The following is a 14,101-nucleotide window of genomic DNA, read 5'->3' as shown; positions in this document are numbered from 1 at the left end:
TTTTATTGGAGCTCAATCAGGACCTCTCCTTCATCGGTGAAATCACCTTCTGCTTTTCTCACTTCTTTCACCGTTCCGGATACATCAGCAATAATCGGAATTTCCATTTTCATTGATTCCAAGACAGCTACTTCCTGTCCTTTTTCGATGACATCGCCCGGTTTCACATGAATTTTCCACAGATTTCCCGCCATCTGAATTTTTATCTCACTCATTTGGACGCCTCCCCGTTCATGGTTTGTAAAAATCCGGTTGTCGCTTCACCCTTTTCAAACGCTTCTGAATGGGCAATCTTTGACAGCAGGGGAATATTGGTTTTAATCCCTTCTACATGGTATTCGCGAAGAGCGGTTTTCAGTTGTTCAATGGCTTGTTTTCTCGTATTCGCCGTGACGATCATTTTGGCAATCATCGGATCGTAAAACGGAGAAATGGTGCTTCCCTTTTCAACGGCGCATTCGTGTCTCACTGACGGATGCCGTAATACGGAGAAAGACGAGATGGTGCCGGGTGACGGATAAAAGGTGACCGGATCTTCCGCATAAATCCGCACTTCGATCGCATGCCCGTGATGTGTGATGTCTTTCTGTGAAAAAGTCAGCGGCTGACCCGCGGCAATTTTCAGCTGTTCTTCCACAAGATCCAATCCTGTAATTTCTTCTGTCACCGGATGCTCTACCTGCAGTCTTGTATTCATTTCTAAGAAATAGATTTGTTTCTTTTGGTCGACGAGAAACTCTATGGTGCCCGCATTTTGGTAGCCGATCGATTTAGCGGCTTTAACGGCGGTTTCGCCGAGTCTTTGTCTTAATTCATCATCAACAAACGGGGACGGCGCTTCTTCTATCACTTTTTGATGGCGCCTTTGCACTGAACAGTCACGTTCAAACAGATGAACGGTATTGCCGAAAGAATCTGCGAGAATCTGAATTTCAATATGACGGGCGTTTTCAATGACTTTTTCCATATACATCGCGCCGTCTCCGAAAAAGGATGCAGCCCGCTTTTGATTGCCTTCAAACGCTTTGGCCAGCTCTTCTTCTGAATGTACGATCTGCATGCCGATTCCGCCGCCTCCAGCGGACGCTTTCAGCATGACCGGAAAGCCGATGGCGCGGGCCTCGGCTAAGGCCGAGTGTACATCGGGCAACGGTTCTGAAACACCGGGAACGATCGGGATCTTTGCTTTTTGCATCGTTTTTCGGGCTTCTATCTTGCTGCCCATCTTGGCGATGATGTCACCGGGCGGGCCGATAAACGTGATTTGTTCCTTGCGGCAGCGTTCGGCGAACGAACTGTTTTCTGACAGCAGTCCATAGCCGGGATGAATGGCGTCCGCTCCGGCGGCTTTAGCGGCTTCTATGATTCTGTCGATATGTAAATAGCTTTCATTTACTCTCGATTTTCCGATCGGATAGGCCTCATCTGCCGCTTTTACATGGAGCGCATTCTGATCGGCTTCTGAATAGACAGCTGCCGAGGGAATGCCGAGACGTTTGCAGGTGCGGATAATTCGTAAGGCGATTTCTCCTCTGTTGGCAATCAGGATTTTTGTAAACAAATGTGAAGCACTCCTTTTTCATTAAGTTAACTTGAGCTCTTCAATCGTTTTTTCCCGCAGCTTGAATTTCTGAATTTTTCCTGAGGCTGTCATGGGATATTCATCTGTGAATAACACATACCGGGGGACTTTGTAGCGGGCGATATGTTCTTTGCAAAAGGTTCTGATGTCTTCTGTGGAAGCGGTTTGTCCGTCTTTGAGCCTGATCCACGCCGCGGCTTCTTCTCCGTATTTCGGATCAGGTACACCAACAACTTGAACGTCTGCTACTGCGGGATGCCGATATAACATTTCTTCAATCTCCCGGGGATAGATATTTTCGCCGCCTCTTATCAGCATGTCTTTCAGACGGCCCGTGATTTTGCAGTACCCGTCTTCATCCATGACCGCCAAATCACCCGTATGCAGCCAGCCGTCTTTGTCTATCGCTTCTTCGGTCGCTTCTTGATTTTTATAATAGCCTTTCATGACGTGATATCCGCGGGTGCAGAGCTCTCCCGGTTCGCCCCGGGCGGCCTCCTCGGATGTTCCGGGCCGAACGATTTTGATTTCGATATGAGGAAGCGCCCGCCCGGCTGTTTCCACTCTTCTTTCAAACGGATCATCCGTTCTTGTCTGCGTAATGACAGGTGATGCCTCGGTCTGTCCGTAGGCAATGGTAATGCCGGTCATCCCCATTTTGCCGATCACTTCTTTCATGACTTCCGCCGGACATGGCGAGCCGGCCATAATTCCGGTTCGGACGTGAGAAAGATCATATTCAGAAAAACGGCTGTCATTTAGGAGGGCGATAAACATCGTCGGCACACCGTGCAGAGCCGTGCAGGCTTCTTGCTCCACCGTTTTCAGAACGGCCGGCGGAGAAAACTGTTCAATCGGGATCATCGCTGCACCCGCGGAAACACATGCCAGCACGCCGAGCACACACCCGAAGCAGTGGAAAAACGGCACGGGAATGCATAAACGGTCACTTGGGGTAAGCTTCATGCACTCTGCGATATTGGCCGCGTTATTGACGATATTAAAATGTGAGAGCATGACACCTTTCGGAAATCCGGTCGTACCCGATGTATATTGCATTTGAATGCAATCATCCTTATCCAGGCTGTCCATCCTTCCGTTAAGCGCTGCATCCGTTACAGACTCGGCACCCTTCAGCAAAGAATCCCACCGGTGCATGCCGGGCGGTCTTTGATCACCGATATATAACACCGTCCGTAAAAAGGGATACCGTTTCGAACACAGCCTGCCGCGCTCACAAGTTTTCAGCTCCGGAATCAGCTTATTCACCATTTCAACATAAGATGTCTGCCTGTATGAATCCATGATAATCAGGGACGTGACGTCTGAATGTGTCAGCAGGTAATCGAGCTCTGCGATTTGAAAATTCGTATTGATGGTGACCAGGACGGCGCCGATTTTCGCCGTTGCAAATTGCGCCGCGAGCCATTCCGGTATGTTGGATGCCCATATGGCCACATGATCTCCTTTTTCAACTCCCAGCTTCATCAGCCCTTTTGCGGTTTGCCGGCATAACCGGTCAAACTCCGCATACGTATAACGAAGGCCGCGCTCAGGGTAAACAACCGCTTCATGATCCGGAAAAAGCTCCGCGGTCCGCTCAAGCAGCTTTCCTGCTGTTAAATGGATAAGTTCAGCCATATGACCTGCTTCCTTCCATTCTTGTTTTGGTAAACGTTTTCATTTCACTTCAAGAGCTGTCTTGCAATGACCATTCTTTGAATTTCTGACGTTCCTTCGCCAATCTCCATCAGCTTTGCGTCACGAAGCATGCGTTCGACACCGCACTCCTTCATATAGCCGGAACCGCCGTGAATTTGGATGGCCTGAAGGCATGTTCTGACGGCCATTTCTGAAGCATAGAGCTTGGCGAATGCCGCTTCTTTCGTAAATGGCAGGTTTTGATCCTTCAGCCAGGCCGCTTTAAGCACCATTTGTCTGGCAAGGTCAATTTCCATCGCCATGTCAGCGAGCTTAAATTGGATGGCTTGAAATGACGATATCGGACTTCCGAACTGCTTGCGTTCCTTCGCATATGACAGCGACGCCTCCAACGCTCCTTGAGCGATACCGACAGCCAGCGCCGCAATCGAAATCCGTCCGCCATCTAATGTATATAAAAATTGCTTGAAACCTTTTTCAGGATCACCGAGCAGGTTGTCGGCAGGCACCCTGACATCTTCCAGCACAAGTTCGGCCGTATCAGATCCTCTCACACCCATCTTGTCGTACGGACTTGTGATCGTAAAACCCGGTGTGTCTGTCGGGACGATAAGAGCTGAAATGATCGGTTTTCCGGCGGAGTTCTTTCCCGTAACGGCGGTGACAATGACCGTGCGGGCATAATTGGCGTTAGTGATCCAGCATTTCTCTCCGTTTATCACATAGTCAGCACCCATTTTCTCGGCTTTTGTCTGTGTTCCGCCGGCATCTGAACCGGCATTCGGCTCCGTCAATCCGAATGATCCGAGCGCTTTTCCGGAAGCTAGCGGAGTAAGGTGTTCTTGTTTTTGCTGTTCAGTACCGAAATAGTACAATGGGCTTGCACCGAGTGACACGGCTGCCGCGTAGCTCAGCCCCGTGCTTCCGCAGGCTTTTCCGATTTCTTCAACTGCCGCTGCATAGGAAATGGTATCACCGCCCGCTCCTCCGTATTCTTCCGGAAACGGAATTCCGAGAAGGCCGAGTTCGCCCATTTTTTTAAATGTGTCTATCGGAAAGACGGCTGATTGATCAACCTCATGGGCTTTCGGGGCAATTTCATTTTTGGCGAAATCTCTGACCATTTCGCGCACCATCTGCTGTTCTTTTGTCAGTTGAAAATTCATTAACCTTCCTCCTTCTGCTGCTTTCTACATTTTATTAATGGGGATCTTTATTCATTCCATCCAAATAAAGTCTGAACATTCGGACTCATCTGCCGCAAAAAAACTGACAGCGCGGCAACTGTCAGTTTTTTTAGAAATGCTATTTAACCGTCCGTTTTGCGGAAGGACGGCTTTCATGGTGAAGCCTGTCAACGGAAGTAACGATATAGGTGCAGGCGCCTTTCGCCTGGATATCAGTATCTGAAAATGTCTGCGTCCGTGGCGCTGTTTTTCTGACTGTATCAACTAAATAAGGCTGCTTTCCCTTTTCTGCGCGGTAAATGGCGTAATAAGCCGTTTTTTTACCATTGGATTTCGCGTCTTCGATATAGAGTGTATTGCCTGAAGCGTTCTTCTCCGCCCGTTTGACAGCCGGTTTTTTTAAAGCGGAATGTCCGAGCCAAGGCATCTCGGGTATTAATGCTGGCCGGCTGTACATGTCATTGGTCAAGCGGTTTTTCACATCGAGCGGGTTACGGTTCAGATCCTTTAAACTGAAATGCATGCTGCCTTTAATCCAAGCTGATTCCCTGTTAAGAGCAATCTGTCTTCCGTATTCCTCCGGATCGGCCCAAGGCGGATCAGCGTTGTTGTTGATTTTATAAGCTGCCTGCCCGATATATAAATGCACGGGACGATTTTTCACTTCATTGCCCCACCAATCCGCTAAGACGTCATATGCCGCCGCTTTAAAGCCGATACTCCAGTAAATCTGCGGTGCGATGTAATCAATATATCCTTTTTGGATCCATTCTCTCGTATCAGCGTATAAGTCATCGTAGTTCCGCACTCCGGCGGCCGTTTTGGAGCCTGTCGGGTCATCTGCGGCATTTCTCCATACGCCGAATGGGCTGATTCCGAATTTAACATAAGATTTTTCTCGTTTAATGGCCTGATTGATCTCTTTTACAAGCTGGTTGACGTTATCCCTGCGCCAGTCATCAACTGATGCAAAGTGAGCTTTTCCGTACCGTTCGTATGCCGCCTGATCAGGAAATTCCTTTCCGGCGATTTTATAAGGGTAAAAATAGTCATCCATATGAACCGCATCAATATCATATCGGCTGACCACCTCTTTGATCCCATCCGTTATAAATTGCCGTACTTCGGGAATTCCCGGATTATAATACAGCTGATTTCCGTATGCGGCGACCCAGTCCGGATGAGAACGGGCGGGATGATCATCTGAAAGCGCATTCAAATTTGTGTGATTCATCGTGATCCGGTAAGGGTTGAACCAAGCGTGGAATTCAAGATTCCGTTTATGTGTCTCTTCAACTAAAAAAGCAAGCGGATCGTAGCCCGGATTTTTGCCTTGCGTTCCTGTCAAATACTCTGACCACGGACCGTAATCTGATGGATAAAAAGCATCAGCCGTCGGTTTAATTTGAACGACCACGGCGTTCATCCCCATTGCCTGAACGTCATCCAGCAGCTTGCTGTATTCTTTTTTTTGCTCATCGGGTGACAGCCCTTTTTTAGAGGGCCAGTCGATATTGGTGACAGACGCGATCCATACGGCTCTCATTTCCCTCTTCGCCTGAGTGCCGCCAGCTTTTGCTGGTGCTGAGACTGTAAAGATGCCTGCTGTCAGTAAAACGGCCAAAAACCATATGATGCTGGAACGGCAGCCTTTCATGTTTTTCCCCCTTTCAGCTTTACGGTATTCCGAAGCATTCCGGGCGGTGAATCAAAAAGCCTGCTTTATTCTTCTCAGCCTAAAAAAAAGAAAAAAGTCCTAAAGCGGTTGAAACGCTTCAGGACTTTTTATGTTTCATGGCGGCGAGCACGTCAATGACCTTCGTTCCGACGCCGACACAGGTTTCAAGAATAGCCTGCGCTCCGGCAATGGACAAAATGAAAATAACCGGATGTGCATAGCGGGGCCAGACCAAATAGCAGATGCCGATCAATATGGCGCACCAGACACCCGCACACCAATAACATTGCAGCATATAACCGAATGCGGAGGAAGGGACTTTTTTTTGGACGGCGCGCCCGTTTTGATCGATGGTTTTTTCTTGCTTTAAAAAGGGTTTTCTTATGAATTCGGTAATCTTATCAAATACAACTAAATGGGTCAGCCGATAGCTGGCAAGGATGATCATTACATATGTAAGCCAAGATAGGTTCGTCATGACAAAGCCTCCAAAAACCTGGTTTGATTCCCCTATCTTGCCCTCTGTCATCCTGAACCATTCTGCCGGATGCTACATATTCCGTTCCAAGCGTCTGCCGCTGTTTGCAACGATGTCCAGTATGACCTCGGCATTTTTGTGTGCAAACTCGGGTTCAAACATATCTTTATGGGCTCCCTCGCCCTGATATTCCTGATAGAGTCCCGTTGTGGCGCCTTCCCATTTCTTCGGCTCAGGCTCAGCATTGTGCTCTCCCTTTATGCCGGCCTCAATAAAATGGAGGTTTGCCGCAATTTGGCCGTCATTTATCAGTTCCGCCCAGTACGTTTGATAGCGCTCTGTTTTTCTGATGACCGCTTCCCTGACGGCTTCCGGGACATTTTCGGCTGTTGCGTTTGTTGGCTGCGGCGGCAGTGTGTCAAGCTTTCTGTACGCGTCTGCGATAATGACGTCGCTGATTTCTAAGCCGCGCTTTTCCATTGCTTTTGCCGCCTCGAATGCCGTATTGCCGCCCGCTGAATATCCGAAGAGGATATAAGGGCCTTCCGGCTGGATTTCCAGCATTTTATCAATGTATTGTTCCATTCTGCTGTCTTCTTCAATAAAGTTAAAGCCGTACACAGCAGCCCGTCCATTTAATGCCGCCGCCAGATCTTTGAAGAAAATGCCGAAACCTGAGATTGGCGGAAAACAGAAAAGGTTGCGGCCTTTCGGCTGATTCAATCTGCTGATATGCTGTTCGGCGGCTTCTGACAGTTTGCTGGAATACAGCTTTTCAGCCAATTGTTCAATTGTCGGATATTCAAATATCATTTCAATCGGGACATCCATCTGCTGTCTGGTCTTCAGCTGGTGGATGACTTGCAATGCTTTCAAAGAGTGCCCGCCAAGCTCAAAAAAGTCATCCTGTATGCCCAGCTCCCCGCAGCCGAGTATCGGCGACCAAATGTCGATCAGCTCACGCTCTACCCAGTTTCGCGGGGGAACGGCTTTTGATGACGTCTTTTTCCGTTCTGGCGCAGGGAGTCTGCGGCGGTCCACTTTGCCGTTTGCGGTAAGCGGCATACGGTCAAGCTTTACCACATACTGCGGAATCATATAGTCGGGAAGCGGCCTTGCCAATAGGGAGCGAATGGTTCTTTCTTCAACATGCGCGCCTGTATAATACGCACAAAGGATGGCTTCTTGTCCTTCGTTTGACACGATGACCGCCGCTTCCCTGATTCCATCAATTTCAGTCAGCCGCGCTTCAATTTCGGCCGGCTCGATACGCTTTCCGCGAATCTTGAATTGACGGTCGATACGGCTGATGTATCCGATGCTTCCATCCGGCAGCCAATAAGCCAAGTCGCCTGTTTTGTAAATCTTTTCTTCAGGATGAATCGGATGGGTGACAAATGCTTCACTTGTTAAGTCAGGCTTGTTTAAGTAGCCTTTGGCAACCCCGTCACCGCCGACACAAAGCTCACCAGGCACGCCGATCGGCGCAAGTCCGCCATTTTTCTCAATGATATACGCGGTTGAATTAGTGATCGGTTTTCCGATTGGGATCGGCTGAGAAAAATCATGCTTGATTTCATAAAAGGTGGAAAATGTCGTATTTTCCGTCGGTCCGTATATGTTATAAAGGCTGAGATTCGGACAGCGGTGTCTGACCTTATTGATGAGCGCCGGTGACAAAGCTTCTCCGCCGACATATAAGGTGTGCAATCCGGAAAACATCTCCGGATCAGCCTGGGCAAACTGGTTAAAGAGCGCCGTCGTCAAAAACAGAATCGTAATTCGATTGGAACAAAGATAATGGCCGAACCTCTCAGGCGCAAGCATTGTCGTGCGGTCAACTACATGAAGGCACGCTCCGTTCAAAAGCGCTCCGAAGATTTCAAACGTCACTGCGTCAAAACCGATGGACCCTGTCAGAATGAGACGGTCCGTCGTGCCGGCCGACGTGTAATTGCTGTTTGACACGAGCGAGACGACGTTGCGGTTGGAAATCATCACGCCCTTCGGTTTTCCTGTGGAACCGGATGTATACATAATATAGGCAAGATCATCTGGTGACGTAACGGTATTCAGTTTTCCCGCGTCAGCGGTTTGTTTCTCAGCGGCAGCCGGGATAGAGATGATGTGAGAAAAGTCAATATCAGTCTCAATCCCGTGTTGTACCGTTAACAGCTGTGCTCCGCTCTCAGTGAGCATATCGGCGATCCTGTCGGAAGGCAGATCTGCATCGAGCGGAAGGTACGTCCCTCCCGCTTTCAAAACAGCGAGAACAGCGATGATAAATTCCGGTGAGCGTTCGGCTAAAACCCCGGCAATTCCCTTTTGCGCCAAACCGTTTTCCAGCAGGGTGCGGGCGAATGCAGTTGACCGTTCATCAAGCTCCCGGTACGTCAACGTCAGCCCGCCGGCGTGAAGCGCCTGATGATCCGGGGTTTTCTCCGCCTGACGGCTGAACAGGCTGATGATGCTTTCGTCTCTTTCATAAGTTGTTTTCGTGTTATTAAATTCGCCGATGATTCTTGATTTTTCCTTTTGTCCGAGCATCGGAAGCCGGTCAGCAGGAACATCGGGATTAAAAGCGGCGCCGCGCAGCGCTTCTTCCAAGTGTCCTTTTACGCTCTCTATCCATACTTCGTCATAAACGTTCGCATTGTAGCTGAATTTGATGAGCAGCTCATCGCCGGGCGCTATGATGAGGTTAAAGTCGTAGCCCGATTGTTCCGACACGTTGACATTCCCGATTCTAAACGGCGCATCCGATTCCTTTTCCGCGTCTTTCATCTGCTGCTGAATCGGATAATTTTCAAACACGATAATATGGTCGATTAAATCCTGTTTCAGCTCAGTCTGAGATTGGATGTCGGCAAGCGGATGATAACTGAACGCCTCTGAATCAAGCATTTCTTTCTGGCAGCGGCTCAGCAGTTCTCTAAAGCTTTCGTCACTCGTTTTAATGCGTACCGGGACGGTATTGATAAACAGTCCGATCATGCTTTCCACGCCGTCAATGACAGAAGGCCGCCCTGATACGACGGCGCCGAACACGGCATCGTCCGTTCGGTTGTAGCGCTGCAGCATCAGGCCCCAGACGGTCTGCATAAGAACTGCAAGCGTTGTTCCTTCTTCTTTGGCGGTCGTTTTCAGCTTGTCCGTCAGGCTTTGATCTAAAGAAAACAGCAGCTCTTTCTTGTGATAGCCTTTTTCCTGGGGCCGGGCCGATATTTTCGGCAGTCCTGATGGGGTCTCAAAGCCCGCTAAATATCCTTTCCAATACTCAGAAGCTGCGTCGTTGTCCTGATCGGTCAGCCATGTAATATAAGTGCTGTACGGCTTAGCGGGCTCCAAGGTGACGGGTGAGCCTGATTCAATCGCCCGGTATATATGCATAAATTCCTGAAGGACGATGCCGAGGCACCAGCCGTCCATGAGGATGTGATGATGGCTCCAGACGCATACATATTCTTCGTCAGCTGTTTTAAACAAAGAAACACGCATCAGCATATCTTTTTGCAAGTCAAAGCCCTTTAAGCGGTCACGTTCCTTAAATCGCTGTATATAGCTGTTTTGTCCCGCTTCATCCAAATGTGTAAGATCTTCGCGGTGCAGCCGGAATTCCCGCTCACGAAGCACGACTTGGCGGGGGCCGTTCAGCTGAGCGACATGAGGTAAAAATACCGTTCTGAAAATATCGTGGCGGCTGATGACAGACTGTACGCTTTGCTCAAACAATTCCGGACGAAGCCGGCCTTTTATGGTGAAGACGGATTGCTCGATATATGCAGCCCCCTCCTTTTGCAGGAAGGAATGAAAAAGCATTCCTTCCTGCATTCGGCTGAGGGGATAAATATTTTGGATATTTTTCGTTTTGTCCATGTGTTCCTCCCGCTCGGTTTAGTGGAAGCTGAGTAAGTCGGCAATATCCTGCAATGCTTCCTCGGTCAGCTCCCGATCATCAAAGTCACTGACGGTTTTCTCCGTATCGGTTTTACTGAGGCAATGTTCCGACAGTTTCAGGAGAAAATACCGGCAGCTTTCGGACAGCCGTTCGATCGTATCCTGCCGGAAGCGTCCCGTTTCATAGGAAATGCTGACGGTCATCCGGCCTTTTGCCGCAATCGCGCTGATTTCAAGTGACTGCTCCCGTTTCCATGTATCCGTCACATCATCTCCGCTGCCCAAAGGAGAAAATTGAAACGCGTCAGGCTGTTCCGTTTCTGCCGGATTCCCGCCGGGCGCATCGAATTGTCCGAGATAGTTAAAGCTGATCTCCGGTGCTTTCCCGAAAGTCATCCCGGCAAGCTTCGGCGGTGTCAAATATTTAAGGACGCCGTATCCGTTCCCTTTATCCGGAATGCGCCGCAATGTGTCTTTGACGGTTTTCAATGTGCGAATTTCATATTCTTCAAGAGGTTCATAAGCTCCCGCCCGGAAAAGCACCGGATAAATGGAAGTGAACCACCCCACCGTTCTGCTGATGTCCGCACCGCCCTGCTCCGATTGGCGTCCGTGTCCTTCAAGGGCGATTTTCAAAGCATCCCGCGGCGACCATTTCTGAACAGCGAGCACGGCGGAAGCCAAAAGCACATCTTGCGTATCCGTATTGTAGGCGCTGTGCACATCTTTCAACAGCGCATTTGTTTCACTTTCTGTCAATGTGAAAGATACCGTGTTCCGTTTTTCCGCAGAAGTTTCAGATCGTTCTGCCTGCTCGCAAGGGAGACTTTCTGTTTCATAATGTTCTATCTCCCGCCAATACTCCGCCTGCTGAAGCAGCTGTCGGCTTTCAGCATAATCCTTCAGCTGCTCCGTATATGATTTGAATGACATGGTTTTCGGCGGAAGATTGATTTCTTTTCCGGAGACGGCTTGCTCATAGGCAGAAGCCAAGTCTTCCAATAAAATCCGCCATGACATCCCGTCGACGGCGAGGTGATGGACGGTAAGAAACAAGTAATCTTCTGCTTCAGAGCGGAACAGCCCCGCCTGTACAAGCGGCCCGTTCTCCAAATCCATGTTTCTCTGAAGCTCTGCGACGCGGCTTTTTATAAAACGTTCCTTTTCATCCTCATCGCCTGCTGCTTCCAAAATAGTCAGGCTGTAGAGCTGCTCATCTGGGAGGCCAGCCGGTCTGTTGAAGAGGAAAAGGCCTTTCTCTCCGTCTTTTTTGCACACAAGACGCAAGGCATCATGATGAACGGTAATGGCTTTTAACGTCTTCCTCAAAGCCTCTTCATCAATTGCATTTGTTCTCGTCAGCATAACGGACTGGTTAAAATGGTTTGCTTCCTTCATGTCCTGTGCGAAGAACCATTTTTGAACAGGTGACCACTTCACTTCTCCTTCTGCGGGAGCTTGGCTGACCGGCTGCCGCTCTGTACGGACATAAGGCGCCAGTTCTTTAATTGTCGGCCGGCTGAAAATATCTTTTACAGCGATCTGTTTTCCTGTCTGGTGTAATCGGGCCGAGACTTGCAGGGCTTTGATGGAATCGCCGCCAAGCTCAAAAAATGATTGATCTGCTGCAATGTTTTCAGTTCCGAGCACGTCGCTCCAAATCGCGGCCAATTCCTTTTCAATGGCGCTGGCCGGTTCTGTAAACGCCCGTCCCGTTTGCATTTTTTTCCGCGGCTCAGGAAGCGCGCGGCGGTCAAGCTTCCCGTTCGGTGTGACCGGCAGGGCCTCAAGTGTTTCAAAGAGCGCCGGCATCATATAAGCGGGCATTTCATTTCTTAGCGCCTGCTTCACCGTTTCGCTTTCTGTTCCTTCTTCTGTCACGATATAAGCGCATAGTTCCGTTTGGCCTGCTGATGCGGGCAGAGCGGTAACGGCTGCTTCTTTGACACCTTTTATGCCTGTTAAGGCGGCCTCAATTTCTTGCAGCTCCACCCGGTAGCCTCTGATTTTGACTTGCTCGTCCATTCGGCCGATATATTGCAGCGTGCCGTCCGGCAGCCATTTTGCCAGATCGCCCGTGCGGTACATGCGCCGGTTCTTCCGGAACGGGTCTTGGACAAAGGCTTGAGCCGTTTGCTGAGGAAGATTGCGGTACCCTCTTGCAAGGCCGGAACCTGAGATGCAAAGTTCCCCTGTTACACCGATCGGCTGCAGATGATCCCCGTTTAAAATATAAACGTGTGAATGATCAATCGGCCGGCCGATCGTAATCTCCTCATTTTGCTCTATATGTCTTGCCGCTGCAGTGGCGACGCTGTTTTCCGTCGGACCGTACTCGTTGGCAAGTTCCGTGTGAGGACAAACCGATAGACTGCGGCTGATCATGTTTTGATCGACCGCTTCTCCCGCTAATGTGACAATCCGGAGAGACTCGGCATCTCCCGGCTCCAGTACGTCAAGCAGTGTACGGTACAGCACGGGAACAATAATCATGTGAGTAATGCGGCAATAAGCGAGATAGTGTTTAATGGCCAGAATATCTTTCGCTTCGTCTTCAGCTAAAACGGCCACTTTCGCACCGGAAATCAGCGGTGTGAACATACTTGTTACAAATCCGTCAAAGGAAAATGAAAAGAGCTGAAGAACCGTATCTTTCTCATTCAGATTATAAAATCCGCTCCGCCATTGAAGGGTCTGGCTGACGGATCGATGTTCGACCATAACCCCTTTCGGCCTGCCTGTCGTCCCTGACGTATAGATGATGTAAGCCAAATCCTCCGGCGCCGACAGTGACTGAACCGGTGAAGCGTCCTGTTCTTGTATATCTTCCAATGCGAGTACTTCACCTTTAAAACGATCAGGCACTTGATCTATCGCGCCCCGTACGGTAAGAAGAATCGCGGCCCCGCTGTCTGAGGTGATATATTGCTTACGTTCCTCCGGATATTCAGGATCTATCGGGACGTAGGCGCCTCCGGCTTTCCAAACTCCGAAGACTGCCGCTACTTGTTCCGGCGATCTTGGTATCACAATGCCGACGGCTGCATCAGGTCCGATCTGCCGTTTTTGCAGAGCTCTGGCGATTTTATTCGACCATTCATCTAAATCTTTATATGTGACCAATGTTTCCCCGCTGATAAGGGCCGCAGCGTCAGGTGTTTTTTGTGCCTGGGTGATGAACAGTTCATGAACTGTTTTTTCCGGCAGCTGTTTATCCGTCATGCCGTTAAAATCCGCAAGAATCCGGTTGCGTTCCGGTTCTGTCAGCATATTGATCTCCCGTAAAGAGGATTCCGGTTCACGGACAATGTGTTCAAGCATCGTCAAAAAGTGGGAAGCCCAGCGTTCCATCGTTTCTTTCCGGAATAAAGCCGCGGCATATTCAAACAGAAAATGAATCTGTCCCCCGCCTTCAGAAGCCTGCAAAGTGAAATCAAATTTGGAAACCGGACGGGACATGTCCGCAGGCTGAATATGCAAACCGTCCAGAAGCAATTCCTCATGCTCCATATTTTGTACGACAAGCATCGCATCAAACAGCGGATTGCGGCTTGTGTCCCGCTGCACGCCGAGCCGTTCCACAAGCTCTTCAAACGGATAGTCCTGATGCTCATACG

7 protein-coding genes and 1 pseudogene are annotated in these 14,101 nt (G+C 49.5%); all 8 read right to left on the bottom strand.

The annotated features are described in order from the left end of the window. Nucleotides 1–2: 2 nt before the first annotated feature. On the bottom strand, nucleotides 3–215 hold the full coding sequence (locus Y79_RS0100475) for an acetyl-CoA carboxylase biotin carboxyl carrier protein subunit (protein WP_016935929.1): 213 nt from the start codon (nucleotides 213–215) through the stop codon (nucleotides 3–5). After that, nucleotides 212–1,561 carry an acetyl-CoA carboxylase biotin carboxylase subunit gene (locus Y79_RS0100470; protein WP_016935928.1) on the bottom strand — a complete coding sequence of 450 codons (1,350 nt, stop codon included), beginning with the start codon at nucleotides 1,559–1,561 and terminating at the stop codon, nucleotides 212–214. Before Y79_RS0100470 ends, Y79_RS0100475 begins: the two co-directional genes overlap by 4 nt. 21 nt (nucleotides 1,562–1,582) lie before the next feature. Then, a pseudogene (locus tag Y79_RS0100465) lies at nucleotides 1,583–3,235 on the bottom strand (AMP-binding protein); the annotation flags it as partial. A 32-nt stretch (nucleotides 3,236–3,267) separates the two neighbouring features. Next, a complete protein-coding gene (locus Y79_RS0100460) occupies nucleotides 3,268–4,410 on the bottom strand; it encodes an acyl-CoA dehydrogenase family protein (RefSeq protein ID WP_016935926.1) in 1,143 nt (380 codons plus the stop codon). A 139-nt stretch (nucleotides 4,411–4,549) separates the two neighbouring features. Next, a complete protein-coding gene (locus Y79_RS0100455) occupies nucleotides 4,550–6,088 on the bottom strand; it encodes a glycoside hydrolase family 10-like protein (RefSeq protein ID WP_016935925.1) in 1,539 nt (512 codons plus the stop codon). A gap of 118 nt (nucleotides 6,089–6,206) precedes the next feature. Continuing rightward, entirely contained in the window at nucleotides 6,207–6,587 is a 381-nt protein-coding gene (locus Y79_RS0100450; RefSeq protein ID WP_016935924.1) for a DUF1360 domain-containing protein, read from the bottom strand. A 72-nt stretch (nucleotides 6,588–6,659) separates the two neighbouring features. After that, nucleotides 6,660–10,463: a non-ribosomal peptide synthetase gene (locus Y79_RS0100445; protein ID WP_016935923.1), complete on the bottom strand. Its 3,804-nt coding sequence runs from the start codon at nucleotides 10,461–10,463 to the stop codon at nucleotides 6,660–6,662. 18 nt (nucleotides 10,464–10,481) lie between these two features. After that, nucleotides 10,482–14,101: non-ribosomal peptide synthetase (locus Y79_RS0100440; protein WP_016935922.1), on the bottom strand; the 3,620-nt coding region annotated here is incomplete at its 5' end.

Origin of the sequence: Bacillus siamensis KCTC 13613, assembly GCF_000262045.1 — a bacterium.
GTDB classification, from domain to species: domain Bacteria; phylum Bacillota; class Bacilli; order Bacillales; family Bacillaceae; genus Bacillus; species Bacillus siamensis.
Note: the sequence above shows the minus strand (reverse complement) of the source record. Positions and strands in the feature narration are given on the sequence as shown.